Annotated in this window: 19 protein-coding genes; 13 read left to right on the top strand and 6 right to left on the bottom strand. The window is 71.1% G+C overall.

The features are described 5' to 3' along the window. Positions 1-16: 16 nt before the first annotated feature. The 4 genes from BCD48_RS25140 to BCD48_RS25125 form a co-directional block, all read right to left on the bottom strand. Entirely contained in the window at positions 17-1,333 is a 1,317-nt protein-coding gene (locus BCD48_RS25140; protein ID WP_083419150.1) for a sensor histidine kinase, read from the bottom strand. 124 nt (positions 1,334-1,457) lie between these two features. After that, the gene (locus BCD48_RS25135) at positions 1,458-2,297 is read right to left on the bottom strand and encodes an ABC transporter permease (RefSeq protein ID WP_071050830.1); all 840 of its coding nucleotides are present in this window, start codon (positions 2,295-2,297) and stop codon (positions 1,458-1,460) included. Next, on the bottom strand, positions 2,294-3,253 hold the full coding sequence (locus BCD48_RS25130) for an ABC transporter ATP-binding protein (RefSeq protein ID WP_083419149.1): 960 nt from the start codon (positions 3,251-3,253) through the stop codon (positions 2,294-2,296). Before BCD48_RS25130 ends, BCD48_RS25135 begins: the two co-directional genes overlap by 4 nt. A gap of 397 nt (positions 3,254-3,650) precedes the next feature. Continuing rightward, positions 3,651-4,571, bottom strand: a complete 921-nt coding sequence (locus BCD48_RS25125) for a hypothetical protein (RefSeq protein WP_241841967.1) — start codon at positions 4,569-4,571, stop codon at positions 3,651-3,653. 749 nt (positions 4,572-5,320) lie between these two features. Between BCD48_RS25125 and BCD48_RS25120 the strand changes: the two genes are divergently transcribed. From BCD48_RS25120 to ccsB, 4 genes are all read left to right on the top strand, one after another. Next, complete coding sequence (locus BCD48_RS25120) at positions 5,321-5,947, top strand: TlpA family protein disulfide reductase (RefSeq protein WP_241841966.1); 627 nt, start codon at positions 5,321-5,323, stop codon at positions 5,945-5,947. Between the two features lie 205 nt (positions 5,948-6,152). Then, complete coding sequence (locus BCD48_RS25115; RefSeq protein WP_071050828.1) at positions 6,153-7,289, top strand: cytochrome c biogenesis CcdA family protein; 1,137 nt, start codon at positions 6,153-6,155, stop codon at positions 7,287-7,289. Beyond that, on the top strand, positions 7,286-9,301 hold the full coding sequence (resB, locus tag BCD48_RS25110) for a cytochrome c biogenesis protein ResB (protein WP_083419147.1): 2,016 nt from the start codon (positions 7,286-7,288) through the stop codon (positions 9,299-9,301). Before BCD48_RS25115 ends, resB begins: the two co-directional genes overlap by 4 nt. Further along, positions 9,301-10,422, top strand: a complete 1,122-nt coding sequence (gene ccsB / locus BCD48_RS25105; RefSeq protein ID WP_071050827.1) for a c-type cytochrome biogenesis protein CcsB — start codon at positions 9,301-9,303, stop codon at positions 10,420-10,422. The genes resB and ccsB overlap by 1 nt, the downstream gene beginning before the upstream one ends. A gap of 240 nt (positions 10,423-10,662) precedes the next feature. Here ccsB and BCD48_RS25100 read toward each other — a convergent pair whose 3' ends face one another. Beyond that, positions 10,663-11,088 carry a PLD nuclease N-terminal domain-containing protein gene (locus BCD48_RS25100; protein WP_083419146.1) on the bottom strand — a complete coding sequence of 142 codons (426 nt, stop codon included), beginning with the start codon at positions 11,086-11,088 and terminating at the stop codon, positions 10,663-10,665. A 383-nt stretch (positions 11,089-11,471) separates the two neighbouring features. Between BCD48_RS25100 and BCD48_RS25095 the strand changes: the two genes are divergently transcribed. The 8 genes from BCD48_RS25095 (at position 11,472) to BCD48_RS25060 (ending at position 18,412) form a co-directional block, all read left to right on the top strand. Further along, on the top strand, positions 11,472-12,923 hold the full coding sequence (locus BCD48_RS25095) for a menaquinone biosynthesis decarboxylase (RefSeq protein ID WP_071050826.1): 1,452 nt from the start codon (positions 11,472-11,474) through the stop codon (positions 12,921-12,923). Between the two features lie 197 nt (positions 12,924-13,120). After that, positions 13,121-14,023, top strand: coding sequence for a menaquinone biosynthesis prenyltransferase MqnP (gene mqnP, locus BCD48_RS25090; RefSeq protein WP_071050825.1), 903 nt, complete (start codon positions 13,121-13,123; stop codon positions 14,021-14,023). Beyond that, a complete protein-coding gene (locus BCD48_RS25085; protein WP_083419145.1) occupies positions 14,020-14,859 on the top strand; it encodes a UbiX family flavin prenyltransferase in 840 nt (279 codons plus the stop codon). Before mqnP ends, BCD48_RS25085 begins: the two co-directional genes overlap by 4 nt. An 11-nt stretch (positions 14,860-14,870) precedes the next feature. Continuing rightward, entirely contained in the window at positions 14,871-15,248 is a 378-nt protein-coding gene (locus BCD48_RS25080; RefSeq protein WP_071050823.1) for a hypothetical protein, read from the top strand. A gap of 219 nt (positions 15,249-15,467) precedes the next feature. Further along, positions 15,468-16,616, top strand: a complete 1,149-nt coding sequence (mqnE, locus tag BCD48_RS25075) for an aminofutalosine synthase MqnE (RefSeq protein ID WP_071050821.1) — start codon at positions 15,468-15,470, stop codon at positions 16,614-16,616. 12 nt (positions 16,617-16,628) lie between these two features. Next, positions 16,629-17,045, top strand: a complete 417-nt coding sequence (locus tag BCD48_RS54050) for a hypothetical protein (RefSeq protein ID WP_241841965.1) — start codon at positions 16,629-16,631, stop codon at positions 17,043-17,045. Between the two features lie 153 nt (positions 17,046-17,198). After that, positions 17,199-17,468, top strand: coding sequence for a hypothetical protein (locus tag BCD48_RS25065; protein ID WP_083419144.1), 270 nt, complete (start codon positions 17,199-17,201; stop codon positions 17,466-17,468). 59 nt (positions 17,469-17,527) lie between these two features. Beyond that, complete coding sequence (locus tag BCD48_RS25060; protein WP_071050849.1) at positions 17,528-18,412, top strand: menaquinone biosynthetic enzyme MqnA/MqnD family protein; 885 nt, start codon at positions 17,528-17,530, stop codon at positions 18,410-18,412. Positions 18,413-18,587: 175 nt separating this feature from the next. On the opposite strand, the gene BCD48_RS25055 is transcribed toward BCD48_RS25060, so the two are convergent. Beyond that, positions 18,588-19,769, bottom strand: a complete 1,182-nt coding sequence (locus BCD48_RS25055) for a helix-turn-helix domain-containing protein (RefSeq protein WP_071050819.1) — start codon at positions 19,767-19,769, stop codon at positions 18,588-18,590. 397 nt (positions 19,770-20,166) lie between these two features. Between BCD48_RS25055 and BCD48_RS25050 the strand changes: the two genes are divergently transcribed. Continuing rightward, the gene (locus tag BCD48_RS25050) at positions 20,167-20,760 is read left to right on the top strand and encodes a response regulator transcription factor (protein WP_241841964.1); all 594 of its coding nucleotides are present in this window, start codon (positions 20,167-20,169) and stop codon (positions 20,758-20,760) included. Positions 20,761-20,795 lie beyond the last annotated feature (35 nt).

The raw sequence follows: 20,795 nt of genomic DNA, 5'->3' as shown, positions 1-20,795 counted from the left end.
ACCGGCTCTGGTGCGGTCACCGGCCGCGCACGACCCGGGCGACCAGCTGTGTGCCGGCGCCCGGTGCCGAGGTGACCAGCAGCTCGCCACCGGCCTCCTCCATCCGGCGGCGCAGGCCGACGAGGCCGCTGCCGGTCTCGGCGCCCACCGCGAAGCCCACCCCGTCGTCCACGACCCGCAGCGTCGCCTCACCCGGGCGGGCCGTGGCCAGGGTGAGGCTCACCCTGGTCGGTGAGGCGTGCCGGCGGGCGTTCGTGAGGGCCTCCTGGGCGGCGCGCAGCAGCATCAGCTCCTCGGCCGGGCGCAGGCCCGCCGGCCCGGCGGTGCCGTCGCCGGCCGGTTCGGGGGAGAACCGGATGTCGACCTCGATGCCGGTCTCCCGGGTGAAGCGGCCGGCGAGCTGGGTGAGCGCGTCGCGCAGGCTGGTGCCGTCCAGCTCGACCGGTGACTGGGCCGCCACCAGCGCCCGCGCCTGCGCCAGGTTCTCACTCGCGACCTCCTCGACCAGCTCGAGGCGCTCACGCGCCGCCGCCGGGTCCGCGCCGAGCTGGGCGACGGCGGTGCGGGCCAGCATGAGGATGCTCGTGTAGCCCTGCGCGAGGGTGTCGTGGACGTCGCGGGCCATCCGTTCGCGTTCGGCCTGCGCGCCGCGTTCGCGCTCCAGCGCCGCGACCTCCGCCCGCGCGCTTTCCAGCTTCTCGATCAGGCGCGCCTGCTCGCGGCTGCGGTCGAACAGGCTGTGGACCCAGATGCCCATCAGGAGGGCGAACGCGACCCCGACCGCCTGGTTGGAGATCAGGCTGACGAGATCCGGCCGGTCCGGCGCCGGGCGCAGTGCCATCCCGACGATGCTGGCGGCGACCAGCATGAGAGACCAGAAGGTGCCGGCGACCGTCCGGTCGACCAGGGACCACACCTGGGCGTACACGATGAAGAAGATGAACAGGGTGTCCGGCTCGGTCCTGGCCAGGACGCCGACTCCGGCGACGAGCACGACCAGGTAGGCGACGATGAGCGCGCGACCGCGCCGCGACACCCTGGCCGCGGTCAGGCCGACCCGGCCCGCCACCGTGTAGGCGAGCACGATCGCGCCGATCGCGGCCAGGGCCGCCGGCCGGCACCAGGGCTCGGACTGCGCGTTGGTCAGGATCGTGAGCACGGCGAGCGCCGCGAGAATGCCGAAGGACGCGTGCAGGCCCACCAGCACCCGGCGCCAGACGCGCGCGCCCATGGGCGGGCCCTCGTGCGTCGACGGGTCGGCCAGGTTGGGCAGCAGGAACGAGCCGACGCCGCGCCAGATTCTCGTCGTCGCCACTGCCGTGCCCGAGCTCACCGTGAACCTCCGATTTCGGCCCATGTCGCCACGACAGATGGTCTACGACAGATGGTCTAACGATTCCAGGACGGGGGCCGCCGGGTGCGCGAAGCAAGAGCATTTTCGTGCACCCTTGGGCCCTTCAGGAGACGCGGCGCCAGCGGAAGCTACGGGCGCAGACGGCGACGCCGACGACGATCCAGGCGGCGAGGACGAGCACCGTCCGGCCATGCTCCCAGCCGCCGGCCACCTCGGCGCTCGCGGCCGCGTCGGGCAGGAACACCGAGCGCATGCCCTGCGTCAGCCACTTCAGCGGAAAGACACTGGCGATCGCCTGCATCCAGCCGGGCAGGTCGCTGTAGACGAAGAAGACTCCGGAGAAGAACTGCAGCACGAGCGCGATCGGCACGATGACCGTGTCCGCGTTCTTCGCCGATTTCGGCAGCAGCGACACGGCGAAGCCGAGGGCCGTCCCGGCCAGCGTGCCCAGCAGCGCCACCCAGACGAACGTCATCCAGTGGGCGGCGTCCACGGGGAACGGGACGTCGAAGGCGAAGCGTGCCACCACGACCAGGACGGCCAGCTGGGCGGCGGTCGTCACCAGCACCTGCGCCGCCTTGCCGGCCAGGTAGGAGATCGCGGGTGTGCCGAGCGCCTGCAGCCGGGCCAGTTCGCCGGCGTCCCGCTCGTTCGCGATCCGGATCCCCAGCTGCTGGAACGTGTTGAGGATGATGCCGGTCGCGGCGATCCCGGCGGTGAAGTACTGGACGTAGGTGACGCCGCCCGCGACCGTGCCGCCCATGTCGATCGACCCGAAGATCACCAGCATGATGATCGGGTAGAGGAAGGAGAAGATCATCGCCTGGCGCGCGCGAAGGTAGAGCCGAAGCTCGAGCGCGGCCCGCGCCCGGGCGATCCGTGCCGCGCTCGGCGGCGCCGCGACCGGGCCGCGGGCGGTGGCTGGACCGGTGGCGGTTGTCATGACCCACTCCTGGTGGTGGCACGCGGCTGGCGCGGCGGCGCGGTTTCGGATGGTGGTGTGGATATGGCTGGCGGCTCGGGTTCGGCCGGCTGGGCGGTCTCGCCCGCGCCCACGTCTTCGGCGGCGCCCAGCAGCGCGAGGTAGATGTCCTCGAGGGTGGGGCGGCGGATCTCCAGGTCCTCGATCTCGCCGTCGGGCGTCTCGGCCAGCAGCTGGCGGACGACCCCCGTCGGGGTCCGGGTGGCGACCTCGTGGACCAGGTCGCCGGTGCGCCAGCGGACGGTCGCGCCGTCGCGCAGCTCGCCGCCGAACTCGGCCGTCGGCGCGACCTCCAGCAGCCGGCCGTGCGCGATCACCCCGACCCGGTCGGACAGGCGCGCCGCCTCGTCCAGGTAGTGCGTGGTCAGCAGGATCGTCGTCCCGTCGGCGCGCAGCCTCGTGACCAGATCCCACAGCCGCCGGCGGCCCTGGGGGTCGAGGCCGGTCGTCGGCTCGTCCAGGAAGAGCAGCTCCGGGCGCCCCTGCACGCCGAGCGCGACGTCGAGCCGCCGGCGCTGCCCGCCGGAAAGATCGACGATCCGGGCGCTCGCCTTGTCGGTGAGCCCGACGGCCTCGATCAGCTCGTCGGCGGGCCGCGGCGAGGCATGGTAGGCACCGAAGTGGCGGACCGCCTCGGCGACGCTGAGGTCGAGCGCCGCACCGGTGGTCTGCGCGACGACCCCGATCCGCGACCGCCACCTCCGGTCCGCCCTGGCAGGATCGCGGCCGAGCACGGTGACGCCGCCACCGTCCCTGGAGCGGAACCCCTCCAGGATCTCGACGGTGGTCGTCTTGCCCGCGCCATTGGGGCCGAGCAGCGCGAAGCACTCGCCGGCCTCGATGGACAGATCGAGATCGTCGACGACGACCCGCCCGTCGTACATCTTGCGCAACGCCGAAATCTCTATCGCTGGCATACCGCCACAATCTCCGCCGGAGTGCCTCCTGCGGAACCACCGGGAGTTGGGCCGTGGTGTCCACCGATCGGTGGACACCACGCCCGCCTCGCCTGCCTCGGCGGCGAGCACGATCTACGGCGTGTCCGGCAGGTCCTTGAGCGGCACCAGACGAAGCAGACCTGCAAAGCAGCTTGAGTCGCGCGACCGAGTGCGGGCCGTCGTGTTCGCCTACGAGACGGGAATCGTTCGGCCGTCTGCGGACCCGGCCTGTCCTGGCGCATAAGCCATAATTAGGGCAGATCAGTGCCCTCTCCGGTGTCGTCGTACCGCGGACTTCCTTCTACGCCCGTCCTCCGAGGTAGCGGCCGGCCGACGTGTCGGCACCGGCGTGGCAACCGCGAGTCTGTGCGTGCCGTCACTTCTTTGGGTAAGCCACCTGGCGGTCCGAGACGGTGTCGGTGCCGAAGTTGCACTTACGCCCGATACGCCCGAAACCGGGCTGAGAGATGTCGAAGTCCAAGTGGTTGTTCGAGCCGGTCATGTTGCCGTACCGCACGTCGCAGGTGTGGCCGGTCGCCTTGTCGGTCACCGTGATCAGCTGCGTTCCCGCGTACATCGCTCCAGAAGTCCAGGACGTTTCGCCTGCGCTGTCCCACACCGCGAACGACGAGACCGGGTAACCGGTGGAGGAGCTGGCGTTACCGCCGAAAACGAGGATCCTGACTCGGTCCTTGGCGATTGCCTTACCCCCATCGGTGATACCTCCGCTAACACGGGTCGTCCCCGGGTCCGCGAGGGTGAGGACAGTGATTCGCCCGATGGGCGCGGAGTAGGCCCATCCGTTCACACGAGGGTTGAAATGGTCGATTTGGAAGCGCGGGTGAACGTACTCCCGGTCGCGGCTCAACTCGGGGTAGAACTCCACCGACAAGTTTGTGGCGCGCCGACCCCAGTCTGTCTGCACGTAGTGGTCGGTGACGATGTCCCGCTGCATGTTTCCCATGAAGTACCCGTACGGGAAAAGTAGCCCCTGGCCGGCTCTGAACCGGGTGTAGGTAGTATAGCTCCCACGCTCCTCGCAGGCATTGATGAATTTGTCTGTCAGATTCTGGCAGGGCAGGTACTTGTGTGTGGGCATGCCGAGCACCAGGTCCACGCCCACTGCCCCGGAAATCGGCAGTATCCCGCCAAGGTGGTCGGTGTAACCCTCGAACGGTATCGCGACGCCTTTATGGCGCGATGGGTCTATCGGAAACTGTGTTGTGTCGGCGGCCCAGGCCTCCGTGGAACTCACCGCCATGAACAGGAGACTGAGGACGACCACGGACGCCGCCACGCGCGTCACCCTCCGTGGCTGCCCCAAAAGGGCGCCAACCAGGACCGACTTCAACTCCAGCACGCTTCACGCCCCAGATATCGCTACTCAGAGTGACGACGCGAAGGGTGATCCTACATGCACGCAGAGTGATAAACCGTGTGGCCGGGCCGTCGCCACCGCGGCCCGGTGCGCTACCCGCCCACAGGCCGGCGGCGACCAGCGAGATCCGCGCCGCGCCTGGCGGGCTCTGACTGGCGGGCAGGGCATCGACGTCGTGCTCGCCGCGGTGGACGCAGCGACCTCCGCCCGGCCAGGCCTGCGTTCGGGGCATCGTTTCTGGGGGTGAATGAGGCGCTGTTCGGCACCACAGATCATGCGGAGGCGATTCCGGGCCCTACGGGCGACGCCCCGGCGCGTTCAGGTGACCTTCGCCGGCGTCGGTGCGGCGCGGCGGGCCGGCCGGCCGGCAAGGAGAACGGAAGTCGGTGTGGCGGCGTGGCCTGGCGGCGTGGCTCGGGCCCGATGGGCGGTGAACTTCACCACGTCACACCCACGTCGCGTCCGCGTTCCGCCCATCACCCCTGGGCCCCAACCGGCCGAGCGCGGGGACGCGACCGTGATGGACCGGGGCCGAGTGGGGCGTGTCCGAACGGTGCGACTTACTGTGTGGGGGAAGTTCTACGAGTGGTCGTAGACACCGTGTCGGGGCGGCGAGCGTGGCGCACATACTGGGTGGCGTGCTGGAGATGCGACGGCGGGATTCGCGTGTGCGTGGCCGGCGGCCGTCGCTGGGCGGCGCGCGGCCGGGGACACGGCGGCGGATCGTCGGGCTCGCGGGTGCGCCGGCTGCCCTGGCGCTGGCGGTGGGCCTCGGGCTCAGCGGCTGCTCGACGGGCTCGACCGCCGTCGACGCGACCGGCGGCGGCAGCTTCGGGTTCGTGCAGCAGTCCGCGGGGCAGGACTTCGTCCCACCCGCCGAGCGCAAGCCGGCGCCCAAGCTGGCCGGCGACACACTGACCGGAGAGAAGCTGGACGTTGCGTCGTTGCGCGGCAAACCCGTCGTGATCAACTTCTGGGCGAGCTGGTGCGCGCCCTGCCGCGAGGAGACCCCTCATCTGGTCGAGCTCGCGGGGCAGCGCCCGGGCGTCGCGTTCGTCGGAGTGAACGAGGAGCCGAGCACCTCGCCGGGTCTGGCGTTCGTTCGTGACTACTCCGTCAGCTATCCCAGCATCTCCGACAAGAAAGGCATCCTCTCGGCGGGCTGGCCGATCGCGCTGGGCCTGCCGTCGACGGTCGTGCTCGACGGCAAGGGCCAGATCGCGGCCCGGTTCACCGGCCCCGTCTCGTTCGAGGCGCTCGCCGGGGTCCTCGACCAGATGGCGGCCGAGACGTGATCGCCCTCAGCGGCGGCTCGCTCCTCCTGACCCCGTCGAGCACCTCCACGCCCGCCCGCCGCGCTGCCGCGTCCCGGCCGTCGACCGTCGCGACAGTGGCCCGCACCGTCCACCGCCTCCTAGGCCGTCGACCCGCCGCGGTGGTTGACGGTCGTCGCGGCGAACCCGGCCGGCCACGGCCGGCGCGCGGGGCGGGGGGCCGCGGGTGAGCCTCACCGGGCTGATCTCCGACGGGCCCCTGCTGCTCGCGACCCCGGTCGCCGCGGCGGCCGGTCTGTTGTCGTTCTTCTCGCCCTGCGTTCTGCCGCTCGTCCCGGGCTACCTCTCCTACGTCACAGGCTTGTCCGGGGCCGACCTGGAAGGCGAGCCGTCCGCGGCCAGGGCGCGGCGGGCCACCGCTCCGGCGGCCAGCGGCGCCGAACCGGCCGACGCGGTCCTCGGGCCGGCGCTCGTGACCGCCGGGGCGACGGCGGCGATGGCGCCCGGCACGGCCGCCCACGACGCGCACACGGCGCTCACGCCGGACCCGTCGCCCGTCAGTGATCCTGGGGACAACGGCCGCCGGGTGTGCGAAGGAAGATCATTTTCGCACACCCTTTGGCCCTCTAGTGATCCTGGGGACAACGGCCGCCGGGTGTGCGAAGGAAGATCATTTTCGCACACCCTTTGGCCCTCTAGGCTGTCGGCGGAGCGGCCGTGGCTGGTGACGACCGCGACGGCCGTCCGGCACGGGCTGGGCGGGCTTCGGCGAACGGGGCGGGTGACCGCCGGGACCGGGCTGTTCGTGCTCGGGTTCACGGTCGTGTTCGTGTCCGCTGGCGCCGCCTTCGGCGGGCTCGGGCAGTGGCTGAAGGTGCACCAGGTCGGGGTCGCGCAGGTGCTCGGCGCGGTCACGATCGCCATGGGCCTGCTGTTCGCGGGCGTGTTCTCCCGGTTTTCCTGGGCTAACCGGGAGTTCCGGATCCACCGGCTACCACCCACCCGGGGCCTGCTCGGCGCGCCGTTGCTCGGCGCGCTGTTCGGCCTCGGCTGGGCGCCGTGCCTCGGCCCGACTCTCGCGGCCGTGCAGGGGCTGGCGGTGCAGAGCGCCACCGCCGGCCGCGGCGCGTTCCTGTCCGCCGTGTACTGCCTCGGCCTCGGGGTGCCGTTCGTCGTCACCGGGCTCGCCTTCCGACGCGTCGCCGGCGCCCTGCGCGCGGTGCGTTCGCATGCCCGGCTGCTGACGGTCGCGGGCGGCGCGCTGCTCGTCGCCGTCGGGGTCCTACAGGTGACCGGGCAGTGGGCGGACCTGGTCGCGACGCTGCGCCCCTACGCCCCCGGATTCGCGGAGACGCCGCTGTGACGCCACCCCCGACGACCTCCGTGCCGACGGCGCGGGCCGCGAACGAGCCAGGCTCGGACGAGCCGACACCCGTCGTAGGCGCCGGCACCGACCAGATCGTCGCCCATCCGGACGAGTTCTCCCTCCCGGAGGCGGCCGCCGCGCCGGCGTCCGGGGCGAAGCCGAGTGCCACGGCCGCCGCCGACGCCGCCAGTGGTGGCGCGGCGCGCGACGGCGGGCGCGGCCAGTTCGACCGGCTGCTCGACCCGCCGCGGCGGGCGTGGCGGGTGCTCACCAGCATGCGCACCGCGCTGATCCTGCTGTTCCTGCTGGCGGTGGCGGCCATCCCCGGCTCGCTCTTCCCGCAGCGCACCATCAATCCGCTGAAGGTGCAGGAGTACTACGCCGCTCATCCGACCTGGGCACCGATCCTGAACCGCCTCGGCGGATTTCACGTCTTCGGCGCGCCGTGGTTCGCGGCGATCTACCTGCTGCTGTTCATCTCACTGATCGGCTGCCTGTGGTCGCGGGTGCGGTGGCACCTGCGAGCGCTCGTCGGCCGGCCGCCGGCGGCGCCGTCGAGGCCCGGCCGGCTGGCCGGCGGGTCGTCCTGGGCGAGCACGCTCGCGCCGGACGAGGCCGTCGTGGCGGCCGGCAAGGTGCTGCGAAGCCGGCGGTTCCGGGTGGCGGTGGCGCCCCCCGGCGCGACCCGTGCCGGCGGCGACCCCGACCACTCGGTCGCGGCGGAGAAAGGCTACCTGCGCGAGACCGGGAACCTGATCTTCCACATCGCGCTCGTCGTCGTGCTGCTCGGCGTCGGCCTCGGCTCCTGGTTCGGCTACCAGGGCACCGTGCTGGTGATCCAGGGTAACGGCTACTCGAACACGTTGATCTCCTATGACCAGTTCAGCGCCGGCACGCTGGTCGACACCGCCAAGCTGCGGCCGTTCTCCCTCGACCTGGACGACTTCAAGGCCACCTATGAGGCGAACGGCCAGCCCAAGGACTTCGTGGCGACCGTCGCCTACGCCGAGGACCTGGACGCGCCGACGAAGCACGCCGAGATCCGGGTGAACCACCCGCTGAGCATCGGCGGCAGCAAGATCTACTTGCTGGGGCATGGCTACGCGCCGCACTTCGTGCTGCGCGACAAGAGCGGCAAGACCGTCTGGGAGTCGTACGTTCCGTGCACCCCACGGGACGGGATGTTCACGTCGACCTGCACCGTCAAGATCCCTGACACCGGGCTGCCGCCCGTGGGGCCGCTCAGGTCGCCGCAGCAGCTGGCCTTCACCGGGTTCTTCACCCCGACGACCATCGTCGACCCGGTCCAGGGACCGGTCTCGGTCTACCCGGCGGCGGTCGCGCCGGGCCTGTTCCTCACTGGCTGGCTCGGCAACCTGCACGTCAACGAGGGCATCCCGCAGAACATCTATTCGCTCGACACGCAGGACCTCAAGCAGTTCGGCACCGACGGCCCGAGCGGTAAGGCGTTGCCCGCCCAGCGGCTGGCGCTGAACGACCCGAAGAACCGCACGATGACGGGCCTGCCCGGCGGCATGTCGCTCGAGGTCGACGGTCTGCGCGAGTTCGCCACCTTCGAGACGAAGTCCGACCCGTACAAGAACCTGGTGCTCTACGCGGCGATCGCGATCATCGTCGGGCTGGTGACGAGCCTGCGGGTGCGTCGCCGCCGGGTCTGGGTCCGCGCCCGCCCGGCCGCCGGCACGGGGAGCACCGTCGAGATCGGTGGCCTGTCCCGCTCGGACGCGGAGGGCTTCGCGGCCGAGCTCACCGCCCTCACCGCCCGGGTCCGCGCGGCGACGGAACCTCCCGGTCCGCCGCCTGTGGCCACACCGTCACCGCCAGCTCAGTCACCGCCAGCTCAGTCACCGCCAGCTCAGTCACCGCCAGCTCAGTCACCGGCGGCCACGGCGACAACCGAGGATGCCACGGAAGCCAGCGGGCAGGCGGAACCATCCGCCGAGCCCGATGACCAGAACAACCCCTCCAGCACCAGACGGGAGCCTTGATGGCCGTCAACGAGGGCCTCGCCCATCTGTCCGATCATCTCGTCGACGGTGCCATGGCCGTCTACGCGGTCGCGATGCTCGGCTACGCGGCTGAGTTCGCCTTCAACCGCATCGGCCGGACGGCGGACGCGGCCGCAGCCGCGCCGAGGGCCGAGAGCGCGGCGAAGACCGCGCTCCGCGAGCCGGCGCTCGTCGGCGCCGCGGCCGGCCAGGCCAGCGCCGCCGCGGGTAACGTCTCAGCCGCCGCTCCCGCCGTCACGAGCGCCGCGGCCGGCAAGGCCGCCGGCGGCTCGGGTTCGGCCGGTGACGCCGGGGAGGCCCAGCCGGCGCGGGCGCTCCTGATCGGCCGGATCGCCGTCGTGCTCACGGTGCTCGGCTGGGGACTGCACGTCGGCTCCCTGGTCACCCGCGGCCTCGCGGCGCACCGGGTGCCGTGGGGCAACATGTACGAGTTCTCGTCGATGATCTGCCTGATCGCGATCTCGGCGTTCCTCCTGCTGCTGACCCGCTACCCGGTCCGCTGGCTAGGCGTCTTCCTGGTGTTCCCCGCGTTGGTCTACCTGGGCTTCGCCAGGACGGTGCTCTACGTCCCGGCGGGGCCGCTCGTGCCGGCGCTGAACTCGTACTGGCTGAAGATCCACGTCGTTGCCGCGATCCTGTCCAGCGGCATCTTCCTGGTGTCCGCGGTCACCACAGTGCTGTTCCTGGTCAAGGACCGCTGGGAGCACCGGCTCGCCGAGGTCGCGGCCGGGCGGGCGCCCGTCTCGGCCGCGATGCGCAACCGCGGCGGCATCGTCATGAAGCTGCCGGCGTCGGCGTCGCTTGACACCCTGACCTACCGGCTGATCGCATTCGGTTTCCCGATCTGGACGTTCGCCGTCATCGCCGGCGCGATCTGGGCCGAGGCCGCCTGGGGCCGCTACTGGGGCTGGGACCCGAAGGAGACCTGGTCGTTCATCACCTGGGTCTGCTACGCCGCCTACCTACATGCGCGGGCGACCGCTGGCTGGCGCGGCTACAAGGCCGCGGCCGTCTCCCTGGTCGCGTTCAGCGCCCTGTTCGTCGACTACTACCTGGTCAACCTCGTCATCTCGGGCCTGCACTCCTACGCCGGAGTCTGAGGCGGATCTGGCTCGAAGGTCGCTTGCGCGACCGCTCGCCCATCCGCCTGTCGGACGCGGGGCGTCCTCTTGCGTGGTGCCGGGTGCAGGCGTATGGCCGTGGTTGGTGTGGTGCCAGATTGAAGATGTGGCTGGGTTGGCACTGCGCTAGAGGCGCCGTCATGTGCTGTGGCTGGGTCGCGCCAGCGGCTCAGCAGATTTGATCTAGCGCTTGTCGACGACCACGTCAGGCCCGACCGGTTACGGACGCGGGGAGGGACCGTCGGGGTCCTGGCGGCGCAGGCGCTCCGAGAGCTCGAGCAGGAACTCGGGATCGTCATCGGGGCCACGCGGGCGGTCGGGCTGCTCGAGCCAGTGAACGCGGCCCCGCGCACGGCCCAGGCCGTCGGAACGGTGCGACGAGATGGCGTCCCACCGGCCGGAACCGCCGTAGGCCGGGTGCTCGCGGCGGGCGCGTGCGCCGCCGCGGCCGATCGCCGACCGCGGCCGACCGAAGATGAACCAGAGCACGCAGCTGATCGGCCCGAACAGCACCCCGAACAGAAGAACGAGCGCGATCCAGACCGGCTTGGACAGGACTCGGATCCCGCTCCGGGGGGTTCGCGCGATGTCCAGGATCACGTAGGCCATGGCCGCACAGATCACGACGTAGAGCAGGAGAACCACCGGCTCGTCGCCCCCCTTTCCTGCTAGCCGTTCGTCTTGCGTCGTTCACGGCCCTTGACCACCTTACGACGCCGGCGAGACCTACCCAGACCGATGGTCGTCTCCGCGTCGCCGCGCTGACCAGCGTCTTCATCGCGGCGGGGGTGGTCCATCCGGTGCATAGGGGCGGGTGTCGCCTAGGAGTCAGTGTGCGCCCTGGCTACCGGCGGCGTCTGGCCACTGACGACAACCGCCGATCCGGCCGACCGATTCCGCTCCCTGACCAGGCGGTCTGACCGGCCAGACCGGTCTGGCCGGTCGGCGCGTGCCCGCCGGGCGGGGAAGCGGCACAGCGCACTGAGTGCACTGGGCGCGGGGAGGAGGTGCGCTGGGAGGATGGCGGCATGGCATGGGCGGATCTGCGGGCGTTCCTGCGTGACCTCGAGAAGCACGGTGAGCTGCGTCGCGTGGCGGCGACGGTGGACCCGAAGCTGGAGGTGACCGAGATCGTCCAGCGAGTCGTTCGTGCCGGCGGTCCGGCGCTGCTGTTCGAGAACCCGGCGGGCTCGGACATGCCGCTGGCCATCAATGTCTTCGGCACCGAGAAGCGGATGGCGAGGGCGCTCGGCGTCGAGCGGCTCGACGACCTGGGCGACCGGATCGCCGACATGCTGCGCCCTGAGCTGCCGCATGGCTTCTCCGGCATGCGTGAGGCGCTTGGCAAGGCCGCCCGACTGACGAACATGCCGCCGAAGAAGGTCCGCACCGCGCCCTGCCAGGAGGTCGTCTACAAGGGCGACGAGGTCGACCTGTTCCGGCTGCCGGCCGTCACCTCCTGGCCGGACGACGGCGGCGCCTTCCTCAACCTGGGCCTCACGCACACCCGCCACCCGGAGACCGGCGCCCGCAATCTCGGCATGTACCGGCTGCAGCGGCATGACGCGCGCACCGTCGGCATGCACTGGCAGATCCACAAGGACTCCAACGCCCACCACGCGGTCGCCGAGCGGCGCGGCGAGCGGCTGCCGGTCGCGATCGCGTTCGGCTGCGATCCGGCGGTCACCTATGCCGCGTCCGCGCCGCTTCCCGCCGACATCGACGAGTACCTGTTCGCCGGCTTCCTCCGTGGCGAGCGGGTCGAGCTGGTCGACTGCGTGAGCGTCCCGCTGCAGGTCCCGGCCAACGCGCAGATCGTGCTGGAGGGCTGGCTTGAGCCGGGGGAGCGCCGCCCAGAAGGGCCGTTCGGCGATCACACCGGCTTCTACACCCCGGTCGAGCCCTTCCCCGCGCTGCACGTCGAGGTGATGACGATGCGACGGGAGCCGATTTACCAGACGATCGTCGTCGGCCGGCCCCCGCAGGAGGACGGCCCGATGGGAAAGGCGACCGAGCGCATCTTCCTGCCGCTCATCAAGATGCTGGTTCCCGAGATCGTCGACTACGACCTTCCCGAGGCCGGCGTCTTTCACAACTGCGCGCTCGTCTCGATCGACAAGCGTTACCCGAAACAGGCACAGAAGGTCATGCACGCGGTCTGGGGCGCCGGGCTGCTGTCGCTGTCCAAGCTGGTGATCGTCGTCGATGCCGACTGTGATGTGCACGACTACACGGAGGTCGCCTGGCGGGCGTTCGGCAACGTCGACTACGCCCACGACCTGGTCACCACGATCGGCCCGGTCGACCACCTCGACCACTCGTCCTACGAGCAGTTCTGGGGTGGCAAGGCCGGCATCGACGCCACCAGGAAGCTTCCGACCGAGGGCTACCGCCGAGCCGGCGGCTGGCCGGCGGAGTGCGTGATGGACGACGCCACCCGCACGCTGGTCACTGACCGCTGGAAGGACTACGGAATTTGACCGCGGGACGAGGACCTATGACCAACGGGTGGCGAGCGACGAATGACGAGCGCTGGTGTGACCGATGAGTGACGGATCGTCGGGGCTGGCGTGGATCCGGCTTGGCATAGCCCCGTGGATCCGATCCGCTGGCGCGGCTCGGATCCACGGGGACCCCGGGGGGTTGACGTCGGTGGTGGAGCCCCGCGAGGTGTGCGATGAGTGAGGCTGCCTGGTTGCCGGCGGTGACGGCGCGGCCGCGGGCGTTCCTGCGACTGGTGATGATCGAACATTCGGTGTTCGCGTTGCCGTTTGCCTATGTGGCGGCGCTGGCAGCTGGGTTCCGGGTGTCGCGGTCGGTGCACTGGGCGGACCTGGTGTTGGTGACCGTCGCGATGGTCGCCGCCCGGACGTTCGCGATGGCGGCCAACCGGGTCATCGACCGGGAGATCGACGCCCGTAATCCTCGCACCGCGCGCCGGGAGCTGGTCACCGGCGTGGTGGCCGTTCGTACCGCGATCATTGGCGCGGGTGTCGCGCTGGTGGTGTTCCTCGCCGCCGCGGCAGCGCTCGGCTGGCTTTGTCTGGCGCTCGCTCCGGCGGCCGTCGCCCCGTTGGTCGTCTATCCCTACGCCAAGCGGTTCACGAACTTCCCGCAGGTCGTCCTCGGGGTCGCGCAGGCGGTGGCGCCGATCGGTGCCTGGATCGCGATCACCGGCCACTGGTCGTGGGGCGCCGTACTGCTTGGGCTGGCGGTCGGCAGCTGGATAGGTGGCTTCGACCTGATCTACGCCTGCCAGGACGTCGAGGTGGACCGTCGGATCGGGGTCCACTCGGTGCCGGCCCGGTTCGGAGTACGAGCCGCCCTCATCGCATCGGCGGCCACTCACGTCGTGACGTTCGTCCTGTTCGTCCTGTTCGGGCTGGCCGAGGGCTTCGGCGCCTTCTGGTGGGTGGGGCTAGGGCTGACCGCGGTCGCTTTCGGTTACGAGCATGCGATCGTCACCCCGAGCGACCTGTCCAAGGTCAACCGCGCGTTCTTCACGGCGAACGGCTTCGTCGGCATCGCGCTGTTCGGCTTCGCGCTCGTCGACCTGATCGCGCGCGGCCTCGTCGCGTGACCACGCCCCCCGGCGGACGGCCAGGCACCGCCCGCGACGGCGCCGCGCCCGATGAGGGGCGGAGGCCGTGGGTCGTCGGGGTCAGCGGGGCAAGTGGCACGCCGTACGCCGCGTCGGTGCTGCGCGGCCTGCTGGCCGCCGGCCTGCCGGTGGACCTGGTGGTCTCCCGGGCCGCGCGGCTCACCCTGCTGGATGAGACGGGGATCGCCTGGCGCGACGGCGACGGCGCGTGGCCGGGGGCGCTCGCCGAGTGGCTCGGGACGACGCTCGCCGGCGGCGGGCGGCCCGACCGCGGGCTCATCGCCGAGCAGGTCGCCCGACTGGTGCGGGTGCACGGCGCCGACAACCTGGCCGCCGGGCCGAGCAGTGGTTCCTACCCGACCCGCGGCATGATCGTCGTGCCGGCCAGTACCGCGTCGATCGCCGGAATCGCGCTCGGCCTGTCCAAGGACCTGCTGCAGCGTGCCGCCGACGTGACCCTCAAGGAGGGGCGCCGGCTGCTGGTCGTGCCCCGCGAGATGCCGTTCACCGGCGCCACCCTGCGCCACCTCCTGGCGCTGCACGACGCGGGCGCGGTGGTCGCCGCCGCGAGCCCTGGCTTCTATGCCGGAGCGGCGGACGCGCAGGCACTGGTCGATTTCGTCGCCGGCCGGGTCCTCGACGCGGCGGGCGTGCCCAACACCCTGTTCCGGCGGTGGGCGGGACAACTGGGCGCGGCGCGTACGGACCGTCCGAGACCTGGCACAGTAGATGGCACACCGCACGGGTGGGACGGCGACGACGAAGCGGGCGCGGGCGCGGGAACGGGCCAGCTCCTCGGTGGACCAAAGGACTGAGGGAGATCGGGATGGCACGCGGGCGGAACCAGGGGGCCGCGGCGCAGCCGAAGGCGCCGGCCAAGCCGAAGACGGCGACGGCGAAGTCCGCGCCCACGGCGAAGTCCGTGCCCACGGTGAAGTCCGTGCCGACGACGGGGCCAAAGAAGGTGAAGGGCACCAAGCCCGAGCACCAGCCCGACGACCTGAAGGCCGCGCTTCCCTACTTCCTCATCCGGATCGCGGTCTTCGCCGTGATCACCGTGATCCTCATTCTGGTCGGCTTCTACGTTCTCTGGGCGTTGCTGATCGGGATGATCGCGGCCTCCGTCGTGACCTGGCCGATCGCGCGGATCCAGAAGCGTGTCGCCCGCCGCGACACCGCCGGGCCGGGCAAGCCGGCCAAGTAGCCCGGCCGCCGCTGGGCGCCGGCCGCTGCCCGGATGCTGGTTCGACCTCGGCATCCGTGGGAGGGCGGGCCGAGATATCCGGCCGGTCGTCACCCGTCCGCCCGCCGTCCCGCCTCCGATGGGCTCCCTCGTTGTGGGGGGCGCCGACGGGACGGTATCCCTTGTGCCGGTGGTCTCGTCGTTGATGATCGCGCCGGCCGTGGGTCTAGTCTCATCGGTATGGACGCCGGGCTGAAGCGGGAGATCGAGCAGAAGGTCCATGCCGGGGAACGGCTGGACCGGGCCGACGGAGAGGCGCTCTATGCCTGCGATGACCTGGCCTGGCTCGGTGGCCTCGCGCACGAGGTGCGGACCCGCAAGAACGGGAACCAGACGTTCTTCAACGTCAACCGCCACCTCAACCTGACGAACGTCTGCTCGGCCTCCTGTGCCTACTGCTCCTTCCAGCGCAAGCCCGGCGAGGCCGACGCATACACGATGCGCATCGAAGAGGCCGTCCGCCTGGCCAAGGAGATGGAGCCCGCCGGCATCACCGAGCTGCACATCGTCAACGGCCTGCACCCGACCCTGCCGTGGCGGTACTACCCGCGCTCGCTGCGCGAGCTGCGTGCCGCGCTGCCGGGCGTCGCGCTCAAGGCGTTCACCGCCACCGAGATTCACTGGTTCGAGAAGATCAGCGGTCTGACCGCCGACGAGATCCTCGACGAACTGATCGACGCCGGCCTGGAGTCATTGACCGGCGGCGGTGCGGAGATCTTCGACTGGGAGATCCGCCAGCAGATCGTCGGTCACGAGACCCATTGGGAAGACTGGTCGCGCATCCACCGGCTGGCGCATGCCAAGGGCCTGCGCACGCCGTGCACGATGCTCTACGGCCACGTCGAACAGCCGCGGCACCGCGTCGACCATGTGCTCCGGCTGCGCGAGCTCCAGGACGAGACCGGCGGTTTCGCCGTCTTCATTCCGCTGCGATTCCAGCACGACGCCGCGGGCGATCCCCGTAATCGGCTGATGAACCAGCCGATGGCGACGGGCGCGGAGGCGCTCAAGACGTTCGCCGTCTCCCGGTTGCTGTTCGACAACGTCGACCACGTCAAGTGCTTCTGGGTGATGCACGGTCTGACGACCGCACAGCTCGCGCTGAACTTCGGCGCGGACGACCTGGACGGCTCGGTCGTCGAATACAAGATCACTCACGATGCCGACCGGTTCGGCACGCCGAACACGATGACCCGGGACGACCTGCTCGCGGTGATCCGCGACGCGGGCTTCCAGCCGGTCGAGCGCGACACCCGCTACCGGGTGATCCGCACCTTTGACGGCCCTGACCCGGCCCGCCGCGACATCCCTCAGCCGATCGACGCGTGAGCGAGGGCTGACGTGACCGACCCTGGCCGGAGGGCGCGCGATGACGGCGAAGCCCCGCGCGCCAGCGGGCCCCCAGGGTTCCAGGAGGCCCCGCCGGTCGCCGAGGCGCCTGGCGGCGCGCCCTCGTCGCCCGTGGTCACCTCGTCGGACGCGCGGGCCAGCCAACCGTCGCCGGGCCCGGGCCCGGGCCACCCGAGGCATCCGGGCGCTCCTCAGCCGGGCCAGGCTGGCATCGGGTCGATCTTCGTGCTGGCGTTCATCGTGATCCTGGTACCCGGAATCGTGGTCTACCTGGTGTCGCACGCGCTCGGTCTGGGACTCGGCCCAGCCTCGTTGCTGGGGCTGCTGACGGTCATCGTCTGCCTGGGCTGCTATCCGAGCGTGCTGGTCCGGCTGGGCTGGGTGCGCAGGCGTTCCCGCCGCCGTTAGATCCGGAGAATCCTGGAAATCACCGGATGACTCTGCGGAGGCCGTCTATGAGGCAGCCTGGAGGAGACCAAGCCTAGAGGCCAAAGGAGGTGCGGAAATGTTCTTCCTTCGCACCTCCGGCGGCCCCCACCGCCGGAAGGACTCGAGGGGTCGATGACCAAGCCCGTGCCGATGAAGCCCGAGACAAGCCTGGCGCCCTCCTCCAAGGAGCCGTCGGGGCTGCTCGCGATCAACCTTCGCTACTTCGCGCTGCGCGCCGTGCTGTTCGGCGCGGTGCTGGCGGCCGTGCTGCTGCTCGGCGTGAACGGGTGGCTCGCCTTCTTCGCCGCGCTGGTCGTCAGCGGGATCATGAGCTTCCCGCTCGCGCTGCGCCAGCGGCGGGCCGCGCAGCGAGCGTTCGAGATCCGCCGGGGCCAGCAGTGACGCTTCAGGCGAGTCCAGGCAGCGCGGAAGGCGCCGGCGCCTCCAAGGCCGCGGGGGAGGTGCCGGGCGGGGCCGACGGCCCACATACCGCGGAGGCCGGCGTCCCGAGCCGGCCACGGGTCGGGCACATCCAGTTCCTCAACTGCCTGCCGCTCTACTGGGGCCTGGTCCACTCGGGCGCGCTGCTGGACCTCGACCTGTTCAAGGACACACCGGACCACCTGAGCGAGGCACTCGTCGCCGGGGACCTCGACATCGGCCCGATCAGCCTCGTCGAGTACCTGCGGCACGCCGACGAGCTCGTCGTGCTGCCCGACATCGCCGTCGGCTCGGACGGGCCGGTCCTGTCGGTGGTGCTGAGCACCCAGGTACCGGTCGGCGAGATCCGCTCGGTCGCGCTCGGCTCCACGTCGCGGACCAGCGTGCTGCTGGCCCGGATGATGCTCGAGGACCGCTTCGGGGTGCGTCCCGACTACGTCACGATGCCGCCGGACGTGCCGATGATGCTGCGCGAGGCCGACGCGGCGGTGACGATCGGCGATGTCGCCCTGCGCGCCTACTACGAGCACGAGCAGGGCGGCCCGGGCCACCAGCCGACGGTGCTCGACCTGGGCGCGGCCTGGCGGGAGTGGACCGGCCTGCCGATGGTCTTCGCTGTCTGGGCGGCCCGCCGCGACTTCGCGCGGGCGCACCCCGGCCTGGTCAAGGAAGTCCACGGCGCCTTCCGGGCGAGCCTCGACCTCGCGCTCTCCGAGGTGACGACGGTCGCGACCAGCGCGGCGCGCTGGGAGGTCTTCGACCCGGCGTCGCTCGTCCGCTACTTCACGACCCTGGACTTCCGGCTCGGCCCCCGCCAGCTCGAGGGCATCACCGAGTTCGCCCGCCGCGCCACCACCCGCGGCGCCGTCCCCCCACTCCGCGAACTCACCTTCGCCGACGTCTAGAGGGCCAAAGGGCATGCGAAGATGATCTTCCTTCGCGTGCCCGGCGGCCGTTGCCCCCAGGATCTAGAGGGCCAAAGGGCATGCGAAGATGATCTTCCTTCGCGTGCCCGGCGGCCGTTGCCCCAAGGATCTAAAGGCTGAAGGCGCGCAGCGCCCGCCTTTGGCCCGGTGAGTGTTATACGGGTGGGTGGAAAGCGCGGGAAATGCCGTATGGAGGGCGTTCGCGGCGGGCGCTGGTGGTGGCGAACCGGGCGATCCGGCCCTTGACCAGCGCGACCAGGCGCGGTGTGCTGGCCCGCCCGCCTGGGGCGGTCATCAGGTCCGAGAGGCCACGCCAGGGCGGGCTGGTCGGCTCGGCGTCGAGAAGTGCCCGCTCCTGGCCGGCCGGCCGACCGGCCGCCAGCTCGTCCGCGCGCCGCACGATCGGGTCGGACGACGCCTCGGCGGCGCCCGCGGTGGCCGCGGCGCCCGCGGTGGCCGCGTAGTCCATCCGGCTGGGCTCGTCGTAGCCGTCGGCCAGGAAGATCGAGGCAGCGTCGGGGAGCTCGGCCTCGTCCGGGAGCTCGATCTGGTCGGTGAGGCCGGCCCTGTCGATGAGCCGCGCCGCGTCGGGCCCGTACGGCGGGTTCGCGCCACCGTCACCGTCGATGATCGCCGCCGCGTGCCGCGCGGTTTCACCGACCAGCCGGTTGACCGCCAGCGTCCAGGCCCGCAGCCCCTCATGGCCGGTGAGCTCGGTGAAGACCGCGGCCTCCAGGCAGCAGGTGCTCGCACCGGCGAGGTCGCCCATGTCGAGCTGCGCGATCGCGAGCAGCCCCGCGAGGTGCCCGGCGATCATGTAGAGCCGGAACTGCTGGTGCGGCAGCATCGGGGTGCGCAGCAGGGAGTCGACGAACTCCTGCTGGTCGAGGACCCGGCTGGAGACGTCCCGCGGGCTGAGGCTGTCCGCCATCGCGATCAGCTCGCCCACCATGCGGTCCAGGTAGTCGAGGTCGGTGTCGCGGCGACGGTTGTGCAGCAGGTCGTGAACCCGGCGGCGGGACTCGCGCTCCGGGTCGCGCGGCTGGCCGGCCCGTTCGGCGCGCGCAACCATGGCCTGGTCACGTAGCGCGATCAGGGCTCCGTCGGCACACAGCACCGCGTCGACGGCGACGACCACGGGCCGGGGAGGAATCCCCTTGCTCGGCTGCTCGAGCTGGCTGACGTACTGGCGGCTGTAGCCGGTTCGCTGCGCGACATCGTCGCGGGAGAGTCCGCGGGCGCACCTGCGACGACGGACCTCCTGATGGAAGATCTCCTCGGCGGTGGCCGTGTCTTCCGGGCCACGGCTGCTCTGCCGGTTGCCCGAATGCCGCATCTGCGCTCCACTGGTCCCGGCCGCGGTCACACTGTCACCACGCGGCAGCCCGCCGCACAGCCAGGCTGTGCGGCAACCATGCCGCGAAGACCAACCGCCGAGGCCCCGTTGAAAGGGCTCCGTCGAGAGGGCCCCGCTGACGGGATTTGGCCGTCGCATGACTCGCGTGCGTGTCACTGTTGGTGATCAGTCTATTGCGTCGAGCACCACGCAGGGCTAGAGGCCAAAGGTCACATACGCGTATAGTCACATCGATTACCGTGTGTATGCGATTCGATTGCGCATCGCGATTGGTTTCCCTCGCGGCGGGCTGAGGCCGAGGCCCGCCCGGGCCATGCGCGAATACCACCCTGAATGACGATGGGCACACCTTGTGTGGTCCGGTAGAACGGTACGAGTGGACCGGCACCTCGAAGCAGGCGCCGAGGCGGTAGAGACCGAGGCGCTCCACCCCGTTCGCTTCCGTCCGGACAGCTTCCCCACCGGAGGCGACGTCCGTCCGGACGGTGGCGTGCGTCCAGAGGGCGGCTCCCGTGCCGCCGAGCTCTCCCGGGGCCCGAGCCTGAGCCGTGCCGGCGCCGAAGGTGCCGTGCCTCGCGGCGAGTCGGGCCCGTTGCGGGTAGTCGTCGCGGACGACGCCGATGGCGTGCGTGACCTGATCTGCCTCCTGCTGGACCTGGAGCCGGACTTCACCATCGTGGGCCGGGCCGCCAACGGCGCCGAGGCGATCGACCTCGTCGCCGAGACCGGTCCGGACCTCGTCATCCTCGATGTGGCGATGCCGGTGCTCGACGGGATCGCCGCGCTGCCCGAGGTGCGCCGGCTGGTGCCGGGTGCCCGGGTCGTCGTCTTCACCGGCTTCTCCGCGCACACGGTACGTGACGAGGCGCTGGCCCTTGGCGCCGACGACGTGATGGAGAAGGGCCTTGGCTCAGGCCCGCTCGTCGATCGCCTGCGCGCCGTCTGCCGGCGCCCGGCGCCCGCGGCCTGAGCCCCGGACAAACCGCCACCAAGGCGCCCGGGAGC

This window comes from Pseudofrankia coriaricola, assembly GCF_001854805.1.
In the GTDB taxonomy this organism is placed as follows: Bacteria; Actinomycetota; Actinomycetes; order Frankiales; family Frankiaceae; genus Pseudofrankia.
Note: the sequence above shows the minus strand (reverse complement) of the source record. Positions and strands in the feature narration are given on the sequence as shown.

Coding starts and splice junctions, on each gene's coding strand:
- ccsB (WP_071050827.1), top strand. CDS start 9,301: ATGGCCGTCAACGAGGGCCTCGCCCATCTGTCCGATCATCTCGTCGAC.
- BCD48_RS25130 (WP_083419149.1), bottom strand. CDS start 3,253: ATGCCAGCGATAGAGATTTCGGCGTTGCGCAAGATGTACGACGGGCGG.
- BCD48_RS25095 (WP_071050826.1), top strand. CDS start 11,472: ATGGCATGGGCGGATCTGCGGGCGTTCCTGCGTGACCTCGAGAAGCAC.
- BCD48_RS25080 (WP_071050823.1), top strand. CDS start 14,871: ATGGCACGCGGGCGGAACCAGGGGGCCGCGGCGCAGCCGAAGGCGCCG.
- mqnE (WP_071050821.1), top strand. CDS start 15,468: ATGGACGCCGGGCTGAAGCGGGAGATCGAGCAGAAGGTCCATGCCGGG.
- BCD48_RS25055 (WP_071050819.1), bottom strand. CDS start 19,769: ATGCGGCATTCGGGCAACCGGCAGAGCAGCCGTGGCCCGGAAGACACG.
- mqnP (WP_071050825.1), top strand. CDS start 13,121: ATGAGTGAGGCTGCCTGGTTGCCGGCGGTGACGGCGCGGCCGCGGGCG.
- BCD48_RS25065 (WP_083419144.1), top strand. CDS start 17,199: ATGACCAAGCCCGTGCCGATGAAGCCCGAGACAAGCCTGGCGCCCTCC.
- BCD48_RS25135 (WP_071050830.1), bottom strand. CDS start 2,297: ATGACAACCGCCACCGGTCCAGCCACCGCCCGCGGCCCGGTCGCGGCG.